The organism is Burkholderia sp. BCC1208 (assembly GCF_902833095.1).
Classification (GTDB): domain Bacteria; phylum Pseudomonadota; class Gammaproteobacteria; order Burkholderiales; family Burkholderiaceae; genus Burkholderia.
In genome coordinates this window covers 1-23,373 of sequence record NZ_CADFDY010000004.1, presented here as the reverse complement: position 1 = coordinate 23,373, position 23,373 = coordinate 1, and the positions used below count along the sequence as shown (strand labels likewise).

The window sequence follows — 23,373 nt, the reverse complement described above, 5'->3', positions numbered from 1 at the left end:
AGCGGGGACGTCGCGCAAACGATGAATAGAGGGGGGCTTTGCCGCGTTATTCGTCCGATTGCCGGTTGCGTCCCGCGCCTACCATCGCTGTCATGGAAAAAAGCCTCTCGGGTCGCCATCCGGTGCGAGGGGCGTGCAGCGCTTCATACGGAGAGACGCACACATGCTGGACAAACTCGATGCGGAATTCGCGTTCGGCCGACAGGCGCTCGACGTGCGCGCCTACCGGCAGGAACTGCTGTCGTCGAACATCGCGAACGCCGACACGCCCGGCTACCAGGCCCGCGACGTCGATTTCGCGTCGACGCTCGCGCGCTCGCTGAAGCAGACGAGCGGCGGCCTTGCGCCGAGCAACGCGGCGCAACTGCCGATGGCGCAGCCGGCCGGCGTGACGAGCGGCATGTCGATGGTGTCGACGGCGCCGGGCCACATGGCCGGCACCGCGAAGCTGATCCCGACGGGCGGCCCGTCGGACGACTACGGCCGCGCGCAATACCGGATGCCGCTGCAGCCGTCGCTCGACGGCAACACGGTCGATCTCGACGTCGAGCGCGTGCAGTTCGCGAACAACGCGTTGCACTACGAAACCGGGATGACCGTGATGACCCAGCAGATCAAGGCGATGATCGCCGCGATCACGACCAACTCGTAAGCGCCGCTTCCGAATCCGGACCCCAGCACAAGGAGCCTCCATGCCCTCGTTGATGAACATCTTCGGCGTCGCCGGTTCGGCGCTGTCCGCGCAATCGCAGCGCCTGAACGTCACCGCGTCGAACCTCGCGAACGCCGACAGCGCGACCGGCCCCGACGGCAAGCCGTACAAGGCCAAGCAGGTCGTGTTCGCGACCGACCCGCTCGGCGGCGCGCGCAGCGCGTCCGGCCAGGGCGTGGGCGGCGTGCGCGTGACCAAGGTGATGGACGACCCGTCGCCGATGAAATCGACCTACGACCCGGCGAACCCGGCCGCCGACGCGAACGGCTACGTGCAGATGCCGAACGTCGATCCGGTGCAGGAGATGGTGAACATGATCTCGGCGTCGCGCTCGTACCAGGCCAACGTCGAGACGCTGAACACCGCGAAGACGCTGATGCTCAAGACGCTGACGATCGGCTCGTAAGCCGCCGTCGCCCGACCTTACCGACCCGACAGTTCCGACAGAAGGCCACCCAGGATGACATCCTCCAACACGACGATCGGCGGCAACGGCACCAGCGTGTCGACGCTGCCGACCGACACGATGAACACCAACAACGTGTCGTCGACCAACGGCACGTCGGCGAGCGACCTGCAGGCGACGTTCCTGAAGCTGCTCGTCACGCAGCTGCAGAACCAGGATCCGACCAGCCCGGTGGACAGCTCGCAGATGACGTCGCAGCTCGCGCAGATCAACACGGTGAGCGGCATCGCGCAACTGAACACGTCGCTCACGTCGCTGTCGACGCAGCTCGCGGCCGGCCAGCAGACGCAGGCCGCGCTGCTGATCGGCACGAACGTGCTCGCGCCGGGCAATAGCGTCGCGGTGAAGAGCGGCGCGGCGTCGCCGTTCGGGGTGTCGCTCGCGAGTTCGGTGTCGAACCTGACGATCACCGTGAAGAACTCGGCGGGCGCCGTCGTGAACACGATCAACGCGGGCGCGCAGTCGGCCGGCACCGTGCCGTTCAACTGGACGCCGACCGACGCGGCCGGCAACGCGCTGCCGGACGGCAAGTACACGGTCAGCGCGTCGTACACCAACAGTGCCGGCACGCCGCAGGCGGCCACGACGCTCGCGGCCTCGCAGGTGCAGAGCGTGATCAAGCAGGCGGACGGCACCGCGGGGCTCGTGCTGTCGAACGGCACGACGGTGGGGCTCACCCAGGTTGCGTCGATCTTCCCGAACACCAAGTCGTCCTCGTCCGGCGACACCACCACCAACTGATCGAGCTTTCTCGTAACGGAGACCGAAATGGGTTATCAACAGGGACTGAGCGGCCTCGCCGGCGCATCGAACGCGCTCGACGTGATCGGCAACAACATCGCGAACGCGAACACGGTCGGCTTCAAGTCGAGCACCGCGCAGTTCGCCGACATGTACGCGAACTCGGTCGCGACGTCGGTCAACACGCAGATCGGCATCGGCACGTCGCTGAACGCGGTGCAGCAGAACTTCGGGCAGGGCACGATCAATACGACGAATTCCTCGCTCGACGTCGCGATCAACGGCAACGGCTTCTTCCAGATGTCGAACAACGGCGTGACGACGTACTCGCGCGACGGCACGTTCCAGCGCGACAAGAACGGCTTCATCGTCGACGCGCAGGGCCGTAACCTGATGGGCTACGCGGCCAACGCGGGCGGCGTGATCAACACTGCGCAGACCGTGCCGCTGCAGGCGCCGACCAGCAACATCGCGCCGACCGCGACGACCAAGATCACCGGCCAGTTCAACCTGAACTCGCAGGACACGGTGCCGACCAAGACGCCGTTCAGCGCGACCGACAACACGACGTACAACTACTCGACCGCGATCCAGGTGTACGACTCGCTCGGCGGCTCGCAGGCCGTCAACATGTACTTCGTGAAGTCGGCGGCCGGCACGTGGGAAGCGTACGCGGGCGTGCAGGGCGGCGCGACGACCGATCTCGGCACGATCACGTTCGATACGTCGGGCGTGATCAAGAGCACGACGACCGGCACGCCGGCCGCGCCGACCGCGTCGCTTGGCCAGTTCCAGTTCACCGTGCCGAACACCGACGGCTCGGCGACGCCGCAGGCACTGACGCTCGACCTGACCGGCACGACGCAGTACGGCGGCAAGGACGGCGTGAACAACCTCGCGCAGGACGGCTACGCGAGCGGCACGCTGACGACCTACTCGATCGGCACCGACGGCAAGCTGACCGGCAACTACTCGAACGGCCAGACCGCCGTGCTCGGCCAGATCGCGCTCGCGAACTTCAACAACCCGAACGGGCTGGTGAACCTCGGCGGCAACCAGTACGCGGAATCCGCCGCGTCGGGCGTGCCGCAGGTCTCTGCGCCGGGCAGCACGAACCACGGCACGCTGCAGGGCAGCGCGCTCGAGAACTCGAACGTCGACCTCACGTCGCAGCTCGTCAACCTGATCACCGCGCAGCGCAACTACCAGGCGAACGCGCAGACGATCAAGACGCAGCAGACCGTCGACCAGACGCTCATCAACCTGTAAGCGCGGATAACCGGCAGCCATGGACCGACTGATCTATACGGCGATGACGGGCGCGTCGCAGTCGCTCGACCAGCAGGCGATCGTCGCGAACAACCTCGCGAACGCATCGACGACGGGTTTTCGCGCGCAGCTCGCGACGTATCGCGCGGTGCCGATGAATTTCGGCGACGGCAGCAACATCGATCCGACGACGACGCGTACCTACGTGCTGTCGTCCACGCCCGGCGCCGATTACGCGCCGGGTCCGATCACGCGCACCGGCAATCCGCTCGACGTCGCCGTGCAGGGCGCCGGCTGGCTGTCGGTGCAGACGGCCGACGGCAGCGAGGCGTACACGCGCGCCGGCAATCTGCACGTCGACGAAAACGGCCAGCTCGTCAACGCGAGCAACCTGCCGGTGGTCGGCAACGGCGGCCCGATCTCGGTGCCGCCGAACGCGGAAGTGACGATCGGCAAGGACGGCACGGTGTCCGCGCTGATGCCGGGCGACCCGCCGACGGCGGTCGCGATCGTCGACCAGATGAAGCTCGTCAATCCCGATCCGGCCACGCTCACGCGCGGCAACGACGGGTTGTTCCGCACCGCCGACGGCAATCCGGCCGATACCGACCCGAACGTGGTCGTCACGCCGAATTCGCTCGAAGGCAGCAACGTCAACCCGGTGACCGCGATGGTCGCGATGATCGACAACGCACGCGCGTTCCAGCTGCAGTCGAAGCTGATCCAGACGGCCGACCAGAACGAGCAGACGGCGAACCAGCTGCTCAATTTCAGCTGAGCGCCCGCGCCACCCTACGCAGGAGACCTGACAAATGAATCGTTCGCTCTACATCGCCGCCACCGGCATGAATGCGCAGCAGGCGCAGATGGACGTGATTTCGAACAACCTCGCGAACACCAGCACGAACGGCTTCAAGGCGTCGCGCGCGGTGTTCGAGGATCTGCTGTACCAGACCATCCGCCAGCCCGGTGCGAATTCGACGCAGCAGACCGAGCTGCCGTCGGGCCTGCAGCTCGGCACCGGCGTGCAGCAGGTCGCGACCGAGCGCCTGTACACGCAGGGCGGCCTCACGCAGACCGGCAACTCGAAGGACGTCGCGATCAACGGCGCGGGCTTCTTCCAGGTGCTGATGCCGGACGGCACCAACGCGTACACGCGCGACGGTTCGTTCCAGACCAACGCGCAGGGCCAGCTCGTCACGTCGAGCGGCTACCAGGTCCTGCCGGCGATCACCGTGCCGCAGAACGCGCAGTCGCTGACGATCGGCAAGGACGGCGTCGTGTCGGTCACGCAGCCGGGCTCGGGCAACGCGGTCCAGATCGGCTCGCTGCAGATCGCGACCTTCATCAACCCGACCGGCCTCGAGGCGAAGGGCGAGAACCTGTTCGCGGAAACGACGTCGTCGGGCGCGCCGAACGTGTCGCAGCCGGGGCTGAACGGCGCGGGCGTGCTCAACCAGGGCTACGTCGAGGCGTCGAACGTGAACGTCGTGCAGGAACTCGTCAACATGATCCAGACGCAGCGTGCCTACGAGATCAACAGCAAGGCCGTGACGACGTCCGACCAGATGCTGCAGACCGTCACGCAGATGAAGACCTAACCGGAACGTCCCGTCGTCGCCATGAAGCAGGTTCGCCTCCCCTCGTCAGCCACCGTCCGCGCCGCCTGCGCGGTCGCGGTGGCGGCGCTCGCCGGTTGCGCGCAGATTCCGCGCGATCCGATCATCCAGCAGCCGATGACGGCGCAGCCGCCGATGCCGATGTCGATGCAGGCGCCCGGCTCGATCTACAACCCCGGCTACGCCGGGCGACCGCTGTTCGAGGATCAGCGGCCGCGCAACATCGGCGACATCCTGACGATCATGATCGCGGAGAACATCAACGCGACCAAATCGTCGGGCGCGAACACGAACCGGCAGGGCAATACCGACTTCAACGTGCCGACGGTCGGCTTCCTCGGCGGGCTGTTCGCGAAGGCGAACCTGTCGGCGACCGGCGCGAACAAGTTCGCGGCCACCGGCGGCGCGAGCGCGGCGAACACGTTCAACGGCACGATCACGGTGACCGTCACCAACGTGCTGCCGAACGGCAACCTCGTGGTGAGCGGCGAGAAGCAGATGCTGATCAACCAGGGCAACGAATTCGTGCGCTTCTCGGGCGTCGTCAACCCGAACACGATCTCGGGCGCGAACTCGGTCTATTCGACCCAGGTCGCCGACGCGAAGATCGAATACTCGTCGAAGGGCTACATCAACGAAGCCGAGACGATGGGCTGGCTGCAGCGCTTCTTCCTCAACATCGCGCCGTGGTGATGACGATGCAGACGACCCTGTTCAGCCGCCTGTCGGCCCGCGCGCATGCCGCCGCGCGGCTCGCCGTCGCGTTCGCGGCCGTGGCCGCCTGCGTGCTCGGCGCCACGCCCGCGCACGCGGAGCGCCTGAAGGATCTCGCGCAGATCCAGGGCGTGCGCGACAACCCGCTGATCGGCTATGGCCTCGTCGTCGGCCTCGACGGCACGGGCGACCAGACGATGCAGACGCCGTTTACGACGCAGACGCTCGCGAACATGCTCGCGAACCTCGGCATCTCGATCAACAACGGTTCGGCCAACGGCGGCCCGTCGTCGCTGAACAACATGCAGTTGAAGAACGTCGCGGCCGTGATGGTGACGGCCACGCTGCCGCCGTTCGCACGGCCGGGCGAGGCGCTCGACGTGACCGTGTCGTCGCTCGGCAATGCGAAGAGCCTGCGCGGCGGCACGCTGCTGCTCACGCCGCTGAAGGGCGCGGACGGCCAGGTGTATGCGCTTGCGCAGGGCAACATGGCGGTCGGCGGCGCGGGCGCCAGCGCGAACGGCAGCCGCGTGCAGGTGAACCAGCTCGCGGCCGGCCGGATCGTCGGCGGCGCGATCGTCGAGCGCGCAGTGCCCAACGCGATCGCGCAGATGAACGGCGTGCTGCAACTGCAACTGAACGACATGGATTACGGCACCGCGCAGCGGATCGTGTCCGCGGTCAACTCGAGCTTCGGCCCGGGCACCGCGACGGCGCTCGACGGCCGCACGATCCAGCTCGCGGCGCCGGCCGACTCCGCGCAGCAGGTCGCGTTCATGGCGCGGCTGCAGAACCTCGACGTGAGCCCGGACAAGGCCGCCGCCAAGGTGATCCTGAACGCGCGCACCGGCTCGATCGTGATGAACCAGATGGTCACGCTGCAAAGCTGCGCGGTCGCGCACGGCAACCTGTCGGTGGTTGTCAACACGCAGCCGGTGGTGTCGCAGCCGGGGCCGTTCTCGAACGGGCAGACGGTGGTGGCGCAGCAGTCGCAGATCCAGCTCAAGCAGGACAACGGCGCGCTGAAGATGGTGACGGCCGGCGCGAATCTCGCCGACGTCGTGAAGGCGCTGAACACGCTCGGCGCGACGCCCGCGGACCTGATGTCGATCCTGCAGGCGATGAAGGCGGCCGGCGCGCTGCGCGCCGACCTGGAGGTGATCTAAATGGCGGCGAATCTCCCCAACGCGAATGACCTCACGCAGCGCTTCGCGCTCGACGTGCAGGGTTTCGATGCGCTGCGCGCGCAGGCGAAGCAGTCGCCGCAGGCCGGCGCGAAGGCGGTGGCCGGCCAGTTCGACGCGATGTTCACGCAGATGATGCTCAAGAGCATGCGCGACGCGTCGCCCGACGGCGGGCTGTTCGATTCGCATACGTCGAAGATGTACACGTCGATGCTCGATCAGCAGCTCGCGCAGCAGATGTCGAAGCACGGGATCGGCGTCGCCGACGCGCTGATGAAGCAGTTGCTGCGCAATGCGGGCGTCGGCGCGGGCAGCGACACGGCGGCCGACGTCGGTGCAAGCGGCATGGGCGGCATGGGCGCCGGCGGCCCCGGCACGGCCGGCAACGAAGGCAGCCTCGCCGCGATGAACGCGATGGCGAAGGCCTATGCGAACGCGGCGAACAACGGCGGGCTTGCCGGCGCGCGCGGCTATTCGGCCGGCAGCGCGCTGACGCCGCCGCTGAAGGGCGCGAGCGGCGTGCAGAACGCGGACGCGTTCGTCGACCGGCTCGCGGCCCCCGCGCAGGCGGCCAGTGCGACGACCGGCATCCCGGCGCGTTTCATCGTCGGCCAGGCCGCGCTCGAATCGGGCTGGGGCAAGCGCGAGATCCGTGCGGCGGACGGCTCGACCAGCTACAACGTGTTCGGCATCAAGGCGAACAAGAGCTGGACCGGCCGCACCGTGTCGGCGCTGACCACCGAATACGTGAACGGCACGCCGCGCCGCGTGGTCGCGAAGTTCCGCGCGTACGACTCGTACGAGCACGCGATGACCGATTACGCGAACCTGCTGAAGAACAATCCGCGCTACGCGGGCGTGCTGAGCGCGAGCCGCAGCGTCGAAGGCTTCGCGCACGGCATGCAGAAAGCCGGCTACGCAACCGACCCGAATTACGCGAAGAAGCTGATCTCGATCATGCAGCAGATCGGCTGACGGGCCCGCCCGGCGCCGCTGTGGCATCCCTTCGGACCGCGCCCGGCATCCCGCCGCGCGCGGTTTCAACGTTTGCGCGAAATAAATCACCGTTTCGATCTAAACTTTCGGTCAGCACTGCCGCTAAGTGTGAGAGACCTGCGGCCGGGCCGGTGTTCTGGCCCGGTTTTACTGCGCACCGGTTGTCCGGGCGCCCATGACAAGACAAGAAAGACCGGCTAGCCATGAATATCGAAACGTCGATGGACCCCAGCCTGGATTCAGGCCACTCCGGGCCCGACTATGCCCGCCGCAACCCGCTGGAAATCGGCGTGCAGCTGCGCAACCTCGTGAACCGGGGCGATTTCCTGACCGTCCAGTACCCGGGCGGCCAGCTCGTCACGCGCCTGCTCGAGGTCGACGTCGGCGAACGGACGTTCACGTTCGACTGGGGCGCGCTGTCCGAGCAGAACGCCGGCATCCTCGGCGCGTCGCACTGCACGTTCGCGGCCGCGCCGGAGGGCGTGCGCGTCGAATTCACCACGGGCACGCCGCGCGAGACGCGCTACGAGGGGCTGCCCGCGTTCGTCGCCGATTTTCCCGACGTGCTGGTCTGCATCCAGCGCCGCGAATATTTCCGCGTCGACGCGCCGATCGTCGATCCGTTCCTCTGCCGCGGCAAGCTGCCGGACGGTGAAAGCTTCCTGTTCGAGGTGCACAACCTGTCGCTCGGCGGCGTGGGGCTGCGCACGGCCGACGAGCGCGTCGAGGCGCTCGAGGTCGGCACGCTGCTGCCGGACGTCGAGCTCGAGCTGACCGGCCACGGCAAGCTGTCGCTCGACCTGCAACTGGTGTCGCAGCGTTCGACGCAGCTGCCGAACGGCTCGCGGCGCTACCAGCTCGGCTTCCGCTACATGTCGCTGCCGGGCAGCGCGGAGAACACGCTGCAGCGGCTGATCACGCAGCTCGAAATGAAGCGCCGCTCGCTCGCGCGGGCCTGACGCGCACCCGGCGGCCGGCCCCGCACGGGCCGCCCGCACAGCCCCGCCGGCACGCCCGCCGGCCGCTTCGACCGGCGACGCACGCCCGTGCGCCGCGCACGCATTTTTTCCTCAATTTTTTCGATCCGCGGCCGTTATACCGGGAGTCACGCAACCCGGCGGCCGCAGCGCGGCCGGCTCATCAGGATCGCGCATGTCCAACTCACTCATGAACCTCGGCGTCAGCGGCCTGAATGCCGCGCTCTGGGGCCTCACGACGACCGGCCAGAACATCAGCAACGCCGCGACGCCCGGCTATTCGGTCGAGCGGCCCGTCTATGCCGAGGCGAGCGGCCAGTACACCAGCAGCGGCTACATGCCCCAGGGCGTGAACACCGTCACCGTGCAGCGGCAGTACAGCCAGTACCTGAGCGACCAGCTGAACGGCGCGCAGACGCAGGGCGGCGCGCTGTCGACGTGGTATTCGCTCGTCGCGCAGCTGAACAACTACGTCGGCAGCCCGACGGCCGGCATCTCGACCGCGATCACGAGCTACTTCACCGGGCTGCAGAACGTCGCGAACAATGCGTCCGATCCGTCGGTGCGGCAGACCGCGATCAGCAACGCGCAGATTCTCGGCGACCAGCTGAAGGCGGCGGGCCAGCAATACGACGCGTTGCGCCAGAGCGTGAACACGCAGCTCACCAGCACCGTGTCGCAGATCAACACGTACACCGCGCAGATCGCGCAGCTGAACCAGCAGATCTCGGCGGCGAGCAGCCAGGGGCAGCCGCCGAACCAGCTGATGGACCAGCGCGACCTCGCGGTGTCGAACCTGTCGAGCCTCGCCGGCGTGCAGGTCGTGCGCAACGACAGCGGCTACAGCGTATTCCTCGCGGGCGGCCAGCCGCTCGTCGTCGCCGACAAGAGCTACCAGCTTGCGACCGTCACGTCGTCGTCCGATCCGAGCGAGCTGACTGTCGTGTCGCAGGGCATCGCCGGCGCGAATCCGCAGGGGCCGAACCAGGCGCTGCCGGATGCGTCGCTGTCGGGCGGCACGCTCGGCGGCCTGCTCGCGTTCCGCCGTCAGACGCTCGACCCGGCGCAGGCGCAACTCGGCGCGCTCGCGACCAGCTTCGCCGCGCAGGTCAACGCGCAGAACGCGCTCGGCGTCGATCTGGCGGGCAAGCCGGGCGGCAACCTGTTCACGGTGACGAACCCGACCGTCTATTCGAATCAGGGCAACACCGGCAACGCGTCGCTGTCCGTGTCGTTCGCCAATGCGTCGCAGCCGACGACGAGCGACTACACGCTGTCGTACGACGGCACGAACTACACGCTGACCGACCGCGCGAGCGGGTCGGTGGTCGACCAGAAGGCGGGTCCGATGCCGGTCTCGCTCGGCGGGCTGAACTTCTCGTTCTCGTCCGGCGCGATGAATGCCGGCGACCAGTTCACCGTGCTGCCGACGCGCGGCGCGCTGACCGGCTTCGGCCTCGCGACCACGAGCGGCTCGGCGATCGCGGCCGCGTCGCCGGTGGTCGCTGCGGCATCGAAAACCAACATCGGCACGGCAAAGATCACGCAGGGCGCGGTGAGCGCCGGCTATCAGGTGCCGACGACGCCGACCAAGCTGACCTACGACGCGGCGTCGCAGTCGCTGTCGGGCTTCCCGGCCGGCACCACGGTGACGATCGCGGGCACCCCGCCGACCTCGGTGACGATCACGAGCCCGACCGACAGCGTGCCGTACAACGCGACGGCCGGCGCGAAGCTGACGATCAACAGCACCACGCAGCCGGCTCCGGCGGGCGTGATGAACGGCGTGACCGTCACGCTGTCCGGCGCGCCGTCGGATGGCGACACGTTCACGATCGGACCGTACGCGGGCGGCACGAGCGACGGCTCCAACGCACAAGCGCTGTCGCAGCTCGTCACCGCGAAGGCGCTCGGCGGCGGCACGACGACGCTGACCGGCGCGTATGCGAACTACGTGAACGCGATCGGCAACACGGCGAGCCAGCTGAAGTCGTCGAGCGCCGCGCAGACCTCGCTCGTCGGCCAGATCACGACCGCGCAGCAGTCGGTGTCGGGCGTGAACCAGAACGAGGAAGCGGCGAACCTGATGCAGTACCAGCAGCTTTACCAGGCGAACGCGAAAGTGATCCAGACGGCGGCGACGCTGTTCCAGACCGTGCTCGGCCTGTTCAACTGACCGGATTCGAGGGATAGAAGCGATGCGAATTTCCAGCGCCCAGTTCTTCCAGCTGAACGTTTCACAGATGAACGATCAGCAGGCGCAGCTCGCGCAGCTGTACCAGCAGATTTCGAGCGGCACGAGCCTGCAGACGCCGGCCGACAACCCGGTCGGCGCGGCGCAGGCCGTGCAGCTGTCGATGACGTCGGCGACGCTGTCGCAGTATGCGACCAACCAGACCACCGCGCTCGCGTCGCTGCAGGCCGAGGACCAGGCGCTGCAGAGCGTGAGCAGCGTGCTGACCGGCGTGCAGACGCTGATCGTGCGTGCCGGCGACGGCTCGCTGGCCGACAGCGACCGCTCGGCGCTCGCGACGCAGCTGCAAGGCTATCGCGACCAGCTGGTGACGCTCGCGAACTCGAACGACGGTGCCGGCAATTACCTGTTCGCCGGCCTGAACAATTCGACGGCGCCGTTCACGGCCAGCCCGAACGGCAGCATCAGCTACGTCGGCGACTCGGGCACGCGCCAGGTGCAGATCGCCGATTCGAGCAGCGTGTCGCAGGGCGACACCGGTTCGGCGGTGTTCATGTCCGTGCCGTCGCTCGGCAGCGCGCAGGTTCCGTCGGCCGGCGCCGGCAACGTCGGCACCGGCGCGATCGGCGCGGTGACGGTGACGGACCCGTCCGCCGCGACCAACGATCACCATTTCGCGATCACGTTCGGCGGCACGCCCGCCGCGCCGACCTACACGGTGACCGACAGCTCGGCCAAGCCGCCGACCACGACGCCCGCGCAGGCCTACACGTCGGGTGCGTCGATCGCGCTCGGCAGCGGGATGACGGTGGCCGTATCGGGCACGCCGAGCAGCGGCGATACGTTCGCCGTGACGCCCGGCCCGCAGGCGAGCGGCGGCGCCGACATCTTCTCGACGCTCGACTCGATGATCGCGGCGCTGAAGACGCCGGTGACCGGCAACCCTGTCGCGGCCGTGTCGCTGAAGAACGCGCTGATGACCGGGTCGATCAAGGTCGGCAACACGATGCGCAACGTGACGACGATCCAGGCATCCGTCGGCGGCCGCGAGCAGGAAGTGAAGGCGATGCAGGCCGTCACCCAGACCGCGTCGCTGCAGACGACCAGCAACCTGACGGACCTGACCAGCACCAACATGGTCACGACGATCAGCCAGTACCTGCAGGTGCAGAACGCGCTGACCGGCGCGCAGAAGGCGTACGTGCAACTGCAGAACCTGTCGCTGTTCCAGTACATCAACCCGTGAGGAACGCGGCGCCGGCTTCGATGTGAGCGCATGCTTACTTCGCGGCCGACGCTTGCCGCCGCCAGCCGCGCATCATGCGCGGACGGGCGCTTCGCCGGGCCGCGCGGTCGCGCACCGGTTCTCTCGCGCGGCCTGCCGCGTTCTCGTCTGGCCGGCCCTGCCTACCGGGTCGCTTGCCAGCCCCCATTCCGCTCCGTAAACTCGCGCCAGATTCCAGACCGGCGCATCCTTCGCAGCCGGCGACCGACGACCGACAGGAGCGCTTTCCCCATGTCCGATTCCTACTTCCCGCGCTGGCGGGTCCAACCGACCGGCGCGGCCTCGCGCGTGGTCGGCCCCGACGAGCGCCTCGCGTGGCCGCAGATGATCGCGATGGGCGTGCAGCACGTCGTCGCGATGTTCGGTTCGACCGTGCTCGCGCCGCTGCTGATGGGCTTCGACCCGAACCTGTGCATCTTCATGTCGGGCATCGGCACGCTGCTGTTCTTCGTGCTGGTCGGCGGGCGCGTGCCGAGCTATCTCGGCTCGAGCTTCGCGTTCATCGGCTTGGTGATCGCGGTGACGGGCTACGGCGGCAGCGGGCCCAACCCGAACATTCCGGTCGCGCTCGGCGGGATCGTCGCGTGCGGCGTCGTGTACGTCGCGCTCGGCGCGCTGGTGCAGGCGATCGGCACGCGCTGGATCGAGACGCTGATGCCGCCGGTCGTGACCGGCGCGGTGGTCGCGGTGATCGGGCTGAACCTCGCGCCGATCGCGGTCAAGGGCGTGTCGGCCTCGACCTTCGAATCGGTGATGGCGCTCGTCACGGTGCTGTGCGTCGGCGGCGTCGCGGTGTTCGCGCGCGGGATGATGCAGCGCCTGTTGATCCTCGTCGGGCTCGTGATCGCCTACGTGATCTACGCGATCGCGACCAACGGGATGGGTCTCGGCAAGCCGATCGATTTCGCGATCGTCGCGCATGCCGCGTGGTTCGGCGTGCCGAGCTTCCGCGCGCCGGTGTTCGATCCGCACGCGATGCTGATGCTCGCGCCGATCGCGGTGATCCTGGTCGCGGAGAACCTCGGCCACATCAAGGCCGTCAGCGCGATGACGGGCACCAGCCTCGACCGCTACGTCGGCCGCGCGTTCATCGGCGACGGGCTCGCGACGATCGTCTCGGGCAGCGTCGGCGGCACGGGCGTGACCACCTACGCGGAGAACATCGGCGTGATGGCCGTCACGCGGATCTACTCGACGCTCGTGTTCGCGCTCGCCGCGCTGATCGCGATCGGGCTCGGCTTCTCGCCGAAGTTCGGCGCGGTGATCCAGACGATCCCGGGCCCCGTGCTCGGCGGCGTGTCGATCGTCGTGTTCGGGCTGATCGCGGTGACGGGCGCGCGGATCTGGGTCGTCAACAAGGTCGACTTCTCCGACAACCGCAACCTGATCGTCGCGGCCGTCACGCTGGTGCTCGGCGCCGGCGACTTCTCGCTGAAGATCGGCGGCTTCGGGCTCGGCGGGATCGGCACCGCGACCTTCGGCGCGATCATCCTGTACGCGATCCTGCGCAAGGAAAAGGAACCGGGCCCGGTGGTGTGAGCCGCGGCGCCGATCACGACTGCCGGCCTCGCCCTCGGCCCCGGCGATCGTCGGACGTCACGGGTTGGGCTGCACCGAGAACGTAACCGGCCAGGCGAAGGTCCCGTCCTTCGCCTTCGGCGCGAACACGAAACGATAGGTCACTGTGAAGGTCGTGTTGAGCGCCGTATACGGCACGGCGATCTTGCCGCCCGTCGCCGGCAGCACGACCTTGCCGCCGATGCCGCCGATCTCGATCGAGCTGAACTGCGACTGGCTGGCGGCGGCGATCTGCACCAGCACCGTGTACCCGGCCCGGTCGTTGGTCTGGACCGCAAGCGTCGTCCCGGCGGGGTTGTTGACGTTCGGCACGCTCAGGGAGCCGACGCTCGTGTCCTTGTTCGCGATCACGAGCTGGACCGGACTGGTCGCCTTGAGCCGCGCGTACGGCTGGACCGTCGCGCCGACCTGCACCGACCGGGTGGCCTGCTTCGCATCGGCCGGGCCCGGCCCGGCGCCGAACGACACGATCGATAGCGCGGCCATCGCGGCCAGCATCCGTTTCGCGTGGCGAGCGGCCCGTATCGGCGCGGATTGGGATGCGCCGCGCCGTCCGCACTGCCTGCGCCGCGATGCGGCGGCACGCGCTGTCTCGATTCGATTCATGATCTGCACCCGTTGTCTGAGTCCATGGTGGCGATCGACGCGGCGGCGGGATCGTGCGCGCGCCGCCGCTTCGCCTAGTAGTTGAACATGATCGTGATGTTCTGGTCCGCGTAGCCGCCCGGCACGACGTTCTGGCCGCCGCGGATCAAGCCGTACACGGTCGAGCTGAAGTTGGCGGCGCCGTTGGTCTTGCCCCACGAAATCGTGGACGTGCCGCTCGTGCCGTCGCCCCAGATCGTCGTGTGCGCGCTGTCGAGATACATGTTGTAGCCCAACGTCTGCGCGCCGCCGGTCCGGGTCATCAGGCGATTCGCGTAGGTGCCGCCGCCCATGCTTGCCGACACCGTCGGCGTGGCGGTACCGCTGCCGGTGCAGTTGACCGAGATCGTGACCGCGGAGGTGGCGGCATTGATCGTGTCGTACGTGCCGAACACCATCGACGACGGCGCGTTCATCGTGCAGGTCGTCGCCGCGAGCGCGGGCAGTGCGTGCAGCACGGCCGCGCCGGCCGCGAGCGCCGCCGCGGCGGCGCGAACGCGCGTCAGCCGGTCGCGCCGCCCGGCATGCTTGCGATGTCTCATGGTGTGACTCCCTTGCAAAGATGGGTGCCCAGGTCCGGCAGCGGATCGTCGCCGGCGGGAAAGCGGACGGTCAGGTCGCACTGCTGGTCGCGCCACGTCGCGCGCAGGCGGTTCTGCTCCGACAGTCCGGTGAGATAGACGACGCCGTCGTGGCCGACCGGGAAGGCTTCCTTCTGCCCCGCGACCGTGACGACCGCGCCTGCCGGCAAGTGCGCGCCGTTCTCGAGATCGAGCGTGAGCACCGCGCCGCGCGAACGCGAGATCGGAAACTCGAGCGCCATGCCGCTGCGGAAATAGGGCACCGCGTCGAGCTTCAGCGTGCCGATCTTCGCGTCGAACGGCAGGTCGGCCTGCTCGATCGAGATCGGATTGCTTTCATAGGCGCGCAGCCGCGGCAGCAGCGCGACGCCGTTGGCGTCGGTGTGAGCGACGAGCTGGTTGTCCGCGAGGATGCCGACGTTGGCGAAGCCCGGCACCTTGACGAGCGCGAAGCTGTCGGTGATCTGGCGCGACAGGCGCGCCGTGCCGTCGACGAACGCGACGCCGCCCGATGCGTTGGCCCTGACGCCGGCCCGGCCGCGATAGGACGCGGCCTCGACGCTGTAGGTGCCGGTGCGCGTCTGCAGCGTCGCGCTCGCATCCTGCGTGTTGTTGCCCGCCTGAACCGAGTAGCCGAATCCTTCGCCGACCGGCAGGCTGCGCTGCACTTGCGCGAGCATGTCGGTCGCGCCCTGCTGGTGCGTCGTCACGAAGGACGCGCTCGTGCGGTTGTCGATCGGTATCGTCCACGCGACGCCGACGCTGGTCGCGCCCGATCCGCCCAGCGGCTTGCTGACGCTGACGTTCGCGAAGCCGAAACGGCCGAGCTGAACGCTGTAGCTGAGCGACAGCAGCTGAACCTTGTAGCCGCCGCGATCGTCGACGAACACGTGCGCGAGCCCGAGCGAGCCGAAGCGGCCCATCCCGACGCCGATGTTGAAGCTCGTCAGCAGCTTCGGCGCGGGCGTGCCCGGCTCGAGCCCGATCTGCGCGAAATGCGGCGTGGCCCATTGCGCGTGCGCGCCGATGTCGACGAGGCCCGACTGGCTCTCCACGCCGATCACCGCAAGTGCGCCGGGGCCGTCGGCGCTGCGGCTCGCCGCCGCGGCCGCATTGACGACGCCGAGCGGGCCGGCCAGCAACACGCCGCCGACGCCGAGGTTCTGCCGGGATGCTTCGGCTTCGGCGTGGATCTCGCCGGTGAACCGGTCGGTCACGCCGATCCGGTGCGTCGCGCTGGCGAACCATCGTCCGTAGTCGTTGCTTGCCAGGCCGAAATCCCGCCGCTCCTTGCCGACCTCGTACGAGAAGTCCTGCATGCCTTGCTTGAGGAGATTCGCGCTCGCGTAGAACGACTGGGTGATCACCTGTTCGCGGCCCATGACGTCGCGCACCACGACCCGCACGTCGCCCTGGCCGGTCACCACGGGCACGTTGTTGATCGCGAACGGGCCGGGCGCGACGTCGCGCGTCGACGTGAGCGCGTTGTTGACGTAGACGTCGACGGTCGAAGGCAGCACGGCCTGCCCGCTCACGCCCTGGAGCGGAATCGTGACGAGCCCGGGCTGCGTCGCGAAATTGGTCGCGTACTGAATGCCGCCGAAGCGGATCGCGCGGCCCCACATGCCGGGGCGGCTGATCGCGTCGCCGATGCGCAGGCTGGCGAGCTTGCCGGGGCGATCGGTCGTCCACGTGGTTTCGAGGCGCGTCAGCCGGCGGGTGGGGCCCGACTCGTCCGCGAGGAACGTGCCGACGCCGACGCCGAAACGATTGAAGAAGCCGAGCTCGAACAGGCCCGAGCCATGCGTGCGGCCCGCGGCCTGCTCGGCGAGCAGGTCGTAATTGAAGAAGCCGCCGATGCCCGGTTCGACCGCGGGCCGGCGATTCCGCTCCGTCTCGTCGAACGACGCGCCGACGAACGCATCGGCAGGCACGCTGATCGACATCGTCAGATTTTTCTCGTCGACCGTGCAGGCGAGCCCCGCGATCGACTTCAGCGGGTAGAACGGCGCGTCGGCGCCGGCCAGCGGCCGGACGTCCGGCAACTTGAGCCGCCAGCGCTTCAGGTCGTCGGCCGACACGTAGAATTCGCCGTCGGCCGCCTTGATCAGCAACGCGGTTTCGTCGAGCCCCTGCCGGTTGATGTCGACCTGATACAGCAGCTCGGCGGCGCCGCCCGCCGCGGCGTGCGCCGCCGGTGCCGCCGGTGCCGCGACCGGACGTTCTTCCGCGAATGTCATCCGTGTGCTCATGATGATCGCGATCAGGATCGCCGCCTTAGCGGTCGTTCGGCGCGATCGTGGAGTCGATGTTGCCCGCATCGGAGTAGCCGACCAAATGCAATCCGGAAGCAACGGCCGGTACGGCGCCGGAGCCGGGTTTGAACATCAGCTGCCGCGACTGGCCCGGCAGAATGTAGGCGAACTCCGCATGCGTGGCGACCGGCCGGTCGCTGCCCGGCGCGAGCAGCTCGAGGTTCGCCACCTGCGCATGCGCGGTGCCTTCGTTGGTCACGCGCAGCGCGAGCATGCCGGCGCCGCTCGGACGCGGGGCCGCTGCCCAGCGCAGGCGAGGGGCGGTGTCGGTCTTCGGCCTCACGAAGATCGGCAGGCTCATTTCGAGCGCGATCTGCACGCCGGCGAATCCCGGCTTCGGCGTGGGCGGCACTTCGCGCAGATACAGCCGGTAGCCGATTTCCTGATCCGCGCTCGGCGCGTGTCGCAGGCCGACCCGCACGACCTGCGAACCGCCGGGCGGGATCGTGAAAATGGGCGGAGCGGCAATCAGGTCGCCGGTGGACGCATAGACGTCGTCGCCCGCGTTTTGCGACCACGCGGCGGTACCCAGCTGGACGATCACGGGTTCGTCGGCCGACTCGTTCCTGACCGTGAGCGCGACGCTCGTGTGCGCCGCGGACAGTTCGACGCGAACGGGCGACACCGTGAAATTCGTTGCATGACTGTCGACGCATGCCGCGGCAAGCGTTGCGGCCGCGATCCACTTCGCGAGTTGGCACGTGTTCGGTTTCATCGCAGATCTACCCCTGTGAGATTCGCTTCGCCATGCGCGGCGCTGCGCGCGACGGGCGCGGTGGCGGCCGGTGGGGAGGGCGCGCGCATGCGGGATGCGACGGGCCCTCCCGCGCCGCGCTAAAACGTCACGGTGACGGTCACCGTGTCGGCGTAGTTGCCCGGCACGGCGTTGGGCTGGTCCGGCACCTTGCCGTAGACGGTCTTGGTGATTGCCTGGGCCATCGCCATGCCGGCGCCCGTGCCGTTGACGGTGTCGGTCGGCGGCGTGTTGCCCCAGACGACCGTGCGGTTCGAATCCTGGTACAGCGTGTAATTGAGCTGATTCGAACCGCTCGTCATGATGCGGCTCGCGACCGTGGCGCCCGACGTGGTGCCCGCATTCAGGCCGATGTTGAAATTCGTCCCGTTCGTGCAGCGGACCGTGATCGCCGACTGGGCCGTCTGATCGCCGGTGCCCGGCGTGTAGGCGGGGAAGGTCAGCGCGCTCGCCGAGTCGATCAGGCAGGTTGCGTTGACGGTGGCGGACACGCCGAACGTCGAGCTGGCCTGGCCGGCCGATGCCGCGACGGCCACGCAAGCGAGCGATGCGGCCAGCGCCGCCTTGGTCAGTACGGATTGCGTCATGATGGGTTTCTCCCTTGAAAGCTGGAACGTGCGGCCGGTGCGACGAGAGGGTCGTTCGGGACGGGATCTCGATCGTCCGGATGCGCAATGGGTCTTCTGGTTGGGTCGGAATGGGTCGTTTGCTGGGTGGGCGCCTCCTTCGTGTCGGTATGCGCCGGCCGGACAGGCGCGGCGCTTGGGGCTCGGGAGGCCCGGCCTCGGCGCTGCGGGGCGTACGACATCTCGCGGCCGTCGCCGCCGGCGCGCTTGCTTCGCGCGCGGAGCGGTCGTCGGCGGCAATGCCCGCGCGAACGGCGCGGATCGTCGTCGTGGCGCATGCGCCCGGCTGGGACTTCCCGGGGCTTGCCTATCGAATCGAGGCGTCGTGACGTCGGGTGACGATGCGGACCGTGTCGGCGTATCGGATGTCGGCGGCGCGAAGTCGCGCCGCCGGCATCAGGCGATGCCAGGCAGGAGCAGTGACAGGAGCAGTGATGCGAGACAGCAGCCGTGTGACGGCCGATATGATTTTCGACATGATTTCCCCGACCTGCTTGATGATTGTTTGTCGTCTGCATCGAACCGTCCGGCCGTGCAGTCGTCGTTGTCTGCACGGCTGTATCAGCAAGCAGTGGGCCAGCGCGCGGAAAGCCGCGCGGACAGGGGCTGAGCGGTCGGCGTTTGCCGCCGTGCGCCGTTTCGGAGGGGGCGATGTTTCAGGCGTGAAACCTGCTGCGGCGGCGCGGGCCGGCGGCGCGCCAGACCCGGTGCGGAAAGGCCGGAATGACGGGGGATCGCATGTGCGGCGCGACCGCGAATCCGCAGGGGAAACGGACGCGACGCGTGCGAATGGTTTCAGTCTTGCAACGTGTGTGGGGCGGGCGGCAGCGCGGCGCCTGCGTGGCGATCAGGTGTCGGGTGCGTAGCGCGTCATGCGTTTGCGTTCGCCTGCGCGTCGAGCCACGCGCAGAACTGCGCGACGAGCGGATCGTCGGCCGGTGCGCCCGGCGCGATCCACCAGTAGCTGCGCGTGGCGATGCGTGGGCCGTCGAGCGGCATCACCAGGCGCCCGCTCGCGAGTTCGTCGTCGATCAGCGGCAACGGGCCGAGCGCGACACCGAGCCCGTCGACGGCCGCCTGCAGCGCCAGGTAGAAGTGGTCGAACGACTGCCGCTTGCGCCCCTTCATCGCGACGCCGGCCGCCGCGAACCAGTCGCGCCAGCCTTCCGGCCGCGTATCCGAATGCAGCAGCACGTGCCGCGCGAGATCGTCCGCGCGGGCGATCGGCGCGCGCTTGAGCAGTGCCGGGCTGCACACCGGAATCACGCTTTCGTCGAGGAAGTGGCCGCTCGTGCAGTTCGGCCAGTGGCCGGGGCCGCGGCGGATCGCGACGTCGAAGCCGTTCAGCGCGTCGAGCGGCGCATTCGACGTCGACAGCTTCAGCTCGACGTTCGGCACGTCGCGCTGGAACCGCGACAGCCGCGGCAGCAGCCATTTCATCGCGAAGGTCGGCAGCGCGTTGATGCGCAGGACGCGCGCCGCGCCGGTATTGCGCAACTGCTCGGTCGCGTGCGCGATGCTGTCGAACGCCGCGCGCACGGTGTCCAGGTAGCGGCGGCCTTCGTCGGTGAGCTTCACGCGCTTGCCGTAGCGGTGGAACACCGGCTTGCCGAGCCACGCCTCGAACCCGGCAATCTGCCGGCTGATGGCACCGTGAGTCACATGCAGCTCGTCGCCGGCGGCGCTGAAGCTTTCATGTCGTGCCGCGGCTTCAAAGGCCCGAAGCGCGGAAAAGGGCGGGAGATCGCGTGCCATGCTTGTGATTCTAGATCACAAGGACTCGCCGATAAAATCGTTTTGCCGGAATCCTGAACGGCGGTAATCTCGATTCACCGTTTGATGAGGAGCCCCATGCAATCCGCTTTGCCGCCCGCCTCCCCGCCGCCTGCCGCGTCCCGCCGCGGCGTCGGCCTCACCGAGCTGTTCACCGGTTTCCTGTCGCTCGGCCTGATGTCGTTCGGCGGCGCATTGCCGTTCGCGCGGCGCACGATCGTCGACGAGCGCAAATGGCTCTCCGCCGACGAATTCACCGATCTGCTCGGCCTGTGCCAGTTCCTGCCGGGCGGCAACGTGATCAACCTGTCGGTCGCCGTCGGCATGCGCTTTCGCGGCGTCGCCGGCGCGTTCGCCGGCATTCTCGGGCTGATCGCGGGCCCGACGCTCGTCGTCGTCGCGCTCGGCGTGCTGTACGCGAAGACCCAGAGCGATCCGCGCGTGCAGCACCTGTTCGCGGGGCTCGCCGCGGCGGCGGCCGGCCTGCTCGTCGCGATGGCCGTGAAGGTGGCGAAGCCGCTGCTCCGGGCGCCGCGCACGGCGGCTGCGATCGCGGTGTGCGCGCTCGTCGCGATCGCGGTGCTGCGCATGCCGCTGCTGACCACGATGCTCGTGCTGACGCCCGTCAGCATCTGGCTCGCGTCGCGCCGCCGCGACGCGGGCACGTCGGCGCCGGCCGCCGCGTCCGGCACGCCCGACTCGCAACGGGAGGGGCGGCCATGAGCGACACGCTGATCGCCATCGCGACGATCTTCAGCCAACTGTCGCTGCTCGCGTTCGGCGGCGGCAACACGATCCTGCCGGAGATGCAGCGGCAGGTCGTGGACGTGCATCACTGGATGAGCGCGCACGAGTTCACCGCGCTGTTCGCGCTGGCCCAGGCGGCGCCCGGGCCGAACATGATGATCGTGTCGCTGGTCGGCTGGCACGTGGCCGGCTGGGCCGGCCTGCTCGTCGCGTCGCTCGCGAAGTTCGGGCCGTCGTCGATCGTCACCGTGCTCGCGCTGCATGCGTGGGAGCGCTTTCGCGACCGGCCGTGGCGCCGCTACGTGCAGCAGGGGATGATGCCGGTGACGGCCGGGCTCGTCGCGGCGAGCGCGGTGCTGATTTCCGAGGCGTCGAACCGCACCGCGATCCAGTGGGGCATCACGGCCGCATGCGCGGTGCTGGCGTGGCGCACGCGCATCCATCCGCTGTGGCTGCTCGGGGGCGGCGCGCTGATCGGGCTCACGGGCATCGGGCAGTGAGCGGCGTATCGTGCCGTTCGCCGTTCGCCGTTCGCCGTTCGCCGTTCGCCGTTCGCCGCTCGCCGCTCGCCGCTCGCCGCTGCTCACTGCTCACTGCTGCTCACTGCTCACTGCTCACTGCTCACTGCCCGCTGCCCGCTGCCCGCTACCCGCTGCCCACTGCCCACTGCCCACTGCCCGCGGCGGCCGCAGGCTACCGCGATGACGGCAGGTCGCCGTTCACGAGGCCGAGCAGCCGGCCGCGCTCGCCGCGGACGTCGTCCGTCGGGGCCGGCCAATCAACCACGAACCCCGCGTCGAGCGCGTCGCGCATGATCGTGCCGTAATCGGCCTTCGCAAGCCTGCCGCCGCGCAACGCGTCGGCCACCTCGTGCTTCAGCTTCGGCGTGAACGACGGATACGCGGCCACCAGCGCCGCGTACTGGCGCGCATCGATCTCGCCCGATTCGCGGTTGAATGCCCAGACGGCCACCAGCACGATCGCGGCGAACGGGATGACCGTGTAGCGCAGGAAGAACTTCGCAAGTGTCATTCGAAGGCCCGGTGAAGCGGGGCGGCGCGCGTGGCCACGGCCGGCGCGGCCGGCCCGTTATACTCGGCCGGACTTGCGGCGGTGAAAATCGCGTAGTCGACACGCTTCGGCCGGCTGCGATGTGCGGCGCCCGCGCGTTCCCCGACGGCAAACATTATATTGACGCGCGGCCCGAGGCGAAGCCCGGCCGCGCAGTGCCGGTGGCGCGCCTGCCGGCACGACCGACATTCGCATCGCCCGCCGCGCGCGGCCGGGCGGCGCGCACCACGGAGGATCGATGGATCTCGACGGCGCCAGCCGCAATCTCACTGTCGCCGCATTGCTGACGCTGTCCGGCGGCTATCTCGACGCGTACACGTACGTCGGCCACGGCCACGTGTTCGCGAACACGATGACCGGCAACGTCGCGCTCCTCGGCATCAACCTGTCGGCCGGCGAATGGGCCGCCGCGCTGCATCACGTGCCGCCGCTCGGCGGCTTCGTGATCGCGGTGTTCGTCGCGCACCTGCTCGGCCTCGCCGCGCGGCGCGGCTGGATGCGGCATACGGCGTTCGTGAGCCTGATCGTCGAAATCGCGTTTCTCGGCGTCGCCGCGAGCGGCCTCGTCGGCGCGTCGAGCGCATGGCTGATTCCGGGCATCTCGTTCGTCGCGACGCTGCAGACGCTGTCGTTCACCCATCTCGAGGAACTGTCGTACACGTCGGTGATGACGACCGGCAACCTGCGGCGCGCCGCGCAGAAGCTGTTCGTCGGGCTGATTCCGCGCTACGACGCGGGGGCGCTGCACGATTCGGCGCTGCTCGCGACGATCAGCTTCTGTTTCCTGGCCGGCGCGGTGGTCGGCGGCCTCGTGACGCGGCTCGTGCCGGACATCGCGCTGTGGGGCGCCGTGCTGCTGCTCGTCGGTGCATTCGCGGAGATCGTGCGGCGTGCATGGCGCCGCGCAGGGAACGGCGGGGCGGGCGACGCGGGCGGCAACGGCGACGCGGGTGATGGCAGCGGCGCGGCGACGCAAACGGCCTGACGGCAAACGGCCTGACGGCAAACGGCAAACGGCAAACGGCAAACGGCAAACGGCAAACGGCAAACGGCAAACGGCAAACGGCAGGCCGCCGCACCGACTGCACCGACTGCACCGACTGCACCGACTGCACCGACTGCACCG

At 68.7% G+C, this 23,373-nt stretch carries 23 protein-coding genes; 16 read left to right on the top strand and 7 right to left on the bottom strand.

Annotated features, from left to right (window positions below; genetic code table 11):
- The first annotated feature begins 163 nt into the window (after nt 1–163).
- The 13 genes from flgB (at nt 164) to HWX09_RS10325 (ending at nt 13,696) form a co-directional block, all read left to right on the top strand.
- Nucleotides 164–652, top strand: coding sequence for a flagellar basal body rod protein FlgB (gene flgB, locus HWX09_RS10385; protein WP_027785674.1), 489 nt, complete (start codon nt 164–166; stop codon nt 650–652).
- 40 nt (nt 653–692) lie between these two features.
- Nucleotides 693–1,118, top strand: a complete 426-nt coding sequence (gene flgC / locus HWX09_RS10380) for a flagellar basal body rod protein FlgC (RefSeq protein ID WP_027785673.1) — start codon at nt 693–695, stop codon at nt 1,116–1,118.
- Between the two features lie 54 nt (nt 1,119–1,172).
- Nucleotides 1,173–1,919: a flagellar hook assembly protein FlgD gene (locus HWX09_RS10375; protein ID WP_027785672.1), complete on the top strand. Its 747-nt coding sequence runs from the start codon at nt 1,173–1,175 to the stop codon at nt 1,917–1,919.
- Between the two features lie 27 nt (nt 1,920–1,946).
- Nucleotides 1,947–3,188 (top strand): flagellar hook protein FlgE, encoded by a 1,242-nt coding sequence (gene flgE / locus HWX09_RS10370; RefSeq protein ID WP_027785671.1) that lies wholly within the window; start codon nt 1,947–1,949, stop codon nt 3,186–3,188.
- A gap of 19 nt (nt 3,189–3,207) precedes the next feature.
- Entirely contained in the window at nt 3,208–3,966 is a 759-nt protein-coding gene (flgF, locus tag HWX09_RS10365) for a flagellar basal-body rod protein FlgF (protein ID WP_027785670.1), read from the top strand.
- Between the two features lie 34 nt (nt 3,967–4,000).
- The gene (gene flgG / locus HWX09_RS10360; RefSeq protein WP_027785669.1) at nt 4,001–4,789 is read left to right on the top strand and encodes a flagellar basal-body rod protein FlgG; all 789 of its coding nucleotides are present in this window, start codon (nt 4,001–4,003) and stop codon (nt 4,787–4,789) included.
- Nucleotides 4,790–4,810: 21 nt separating this feature from the next.
- Nucleotides 4,811–5,500 (top strand): flagellar basal body L-ring protein FlgH, encoded by a 690-nt coding sequence (gene flgH, locus HWX09_RS10355; RefSeq protein ID WP_027785668.1) that lies wholly within the window; start codon nt 4,811–4,813, stop codon nt 5,498–5,500.
- Nucleotides 5,501–5,505: 5 nt separating this feature from the next.
- Nucleotides 5,506–6,687, top strand: a complete 1,182-nt coding sequence (locus tag HWX09_RS10350; RefSeq protein WP_027785667.1) for a flagellar basal body P-ring protein FlgI — start codon at nt 5,506–5,508, stop codon at nt 6,685–6,687.
- Nucleotides 6,688–7,680, top strand: coding sequence for a flagellar assembly peptidoglycan hydrolase FlgJ (flgJ, locus tag HWX09_RS10345; RefSeq protein WP_027785666.1), 993 nt, complete (start codon nt 6,688–6,690; stop codon nt 7,678–7,680).
- A 224-nt stretch (nt 7,681–7,904) separates the two neighbouring features.
- Nucleotides 7,905–8,660, top strand: a complete 756-nt coding sequence (locus HWX09_RS10340; RefSeq protein ID WP_027785665.1) for a flagellar brake protein — start codon at nt 7,905–7,907, stop codon at nt 8,658–8,660.
- A 193-nt stretch (nt 8,661–8,853) separates the two neighbouring features.
- On the top strand, nt 8,854–10,854 hold the full coding sequence (flgK, locus tag HWX09_RS10335; protein ID WP_027785664.1) for a flagellar hook-associated protein FlgK: 2,001 nt from the start codon (nt 8,854–8,856) through the stop codon (nt 10,852–10,854).
- A 22-nt stretch (nt 10,855–10,876) separates the two neighbouring features.
- Complete coding sequence (gene flgL / locus HWX09_RS10330) at nt 10,877–12,118, top strand: flagellar hook-associated protein FlgL (RefSeq protein ID WP_027785663.1); 1,242 nt, start codon at nt 10,877–10,879, stop codon at nt 12,116–12,118.
- Between the two features lie 270 nt (nt 12,119–12,388).
- A complete protein-coding gene (locus tag HWX09_RS10325; RefSeq protein WP_027785662.1) occupies nt 12,389–13,696 on the top strand; it encodes a solute carrier family 23 protein in 1,308 nt (435 codons plus the stop codon).
- A gap of 57 nt (nt 13,697–13,753) precedes the next feature.
- Here the strand turns inward: HWX09_RS10325 and HWX09_RS10320 are convergent, their stop codons facing one another.
- The 6 genes from HWX09_RS10320 to HWX09_RS10295 all read right to left on the bottom strand — a co-directional run bounded on the left by HWX09_RS10320 (nt 13,754) and on the right by HWX09_RS10295 (nt 20,411).
- Entirely contained in the window at nt 13,754–14,233 is a 480-nt protein-coding gene (locus HWX09_RS10320; RefSeq protein WP_027785661.1) for a hypothetical protein, read from the bottom strand.
- Between the two features lie 182 nt (nt 14,234–14,415).
- The gene (locus HWX09_RS10315; protein WP_063831210.1) at nt 14,416–14,922 is read right to left on the bottom strand and encodes a spore coat U domain-containing protein; all 507 of its coding nucleotides are present in this window, start codon (nt 14,920–14,922) and stop codon (nt 14,416–14,418) included.
- Nucleotides 14,919–17,201, bottom strand: coding sequence for a fimbria/pilus outer membrane usher protein (locus HWX09_RS10310; protein WP_027785659.1), 2,283 nt, complete (start codon nt 17,199–17,201; stop codon nt 14,919–14,921). Before HWX09_RS10310 ends, HWX09_RS10315 begins: the two co-directional genes overlap by 4 nt.
- A gap of 37 nt (nt 17,202–17,238) precedes the next feature.
- Nucleotides 17,239–17,991, bottom strand: coding sequence for a molecular chaperone (locus tag HWX09_RS10305; protein ID WP_027785658.1), 753 nt, complete (start codon nt 17,989–17,991; stop codon nt 17,239–17,241).
- 119 nt (nt 17,992–18,110) lie between these two features.
- Nucleotides 18,111–18,617: a spore coat U domain-containing protein gene (locus HWX09_RS10300; protein ID WP_027785657.1), complete on the bottom strand. Its 507-nt coding sequence runs from the start codon at nt 18,615–18,617 to the stop codon at nt 18,111–18,113.
- A 909-nt stretch (nt 18,618–19,526) separates the two neighbouring features.
- On the bottom strand, nt 19,527–20,411 hold the full coding sequence (locus HWX09_RS10295; protein ID WP_027785656.1) for a transcriptional regulator GcvA: 885 nt from the start codon (nt 20,409–20,411) through the stop codon (nt 19,527–19,529).
- Between the two features lie 96 nt (nt 20,412–20,507).
- Here HWX09_RS10295 and HWX09_RS10290 point away from each other — a divergent pair, with 96 nt between their 5' ends.
- Complete coding sequence (locus tag HWX09_RS10290) at nt 20,508–21,152, top strand: chromate transporter (RefSeq protein ID WP_034185448.1); 645 nt, start codon at nt 20,508–20,510, stop codon at nt 21,150–21,152.
- Nucleotides 21,149–21,676, top strand: a complete 528-nt coding sequence (locus HWX09_RS10285) for a chromate transporter (RefSeq protein ID WP_027785654.1) — start codon at nt 21,149–21,151, stop codon at nt 21,674–21,676. The genes HWX09_RS10290 and HWX09_RS10285 overlap by 4 nt, the downstream gene beginning before the upstream one ends.
- A gap of 193 nt (nt 21,677–21,869) precedes the next feature.
- On the opposite strand, the gene HWX09_RS10280 is transcribed toward HWX09_RS10285, so the two are convergent.
- Nucleotides 21,870–22,208 carry a hypothetical protein gene (locus HWX09_RS10280; RefSeq protein ID WP_027785653.1) on the bottom strand — a complete coding sequence of 113 codons (339 nt, stop codon included), beginning with the start codon at nt 22,206–22,208 and terminating at the stop codon, nt 21,870–21,872.
- Between the two features lie 277 nt (nt 22,209–22,485).
- On the opposite strand from HWX09_RS10280, the gene HWX09_RS10275 reads away from it, so the two are divergent.
- A complete protein-coding gene (locus HWX09_RS10275; protein ID WP_027785652.1) occupies nt 22,486–23,232 on the top strand; it encodes a YoaK family protein in 747 nt (248 codons plus the stop codon).
- The last annotated feature ends 141 nt before the right edge of the window (nt 23,233–23,373 follow it).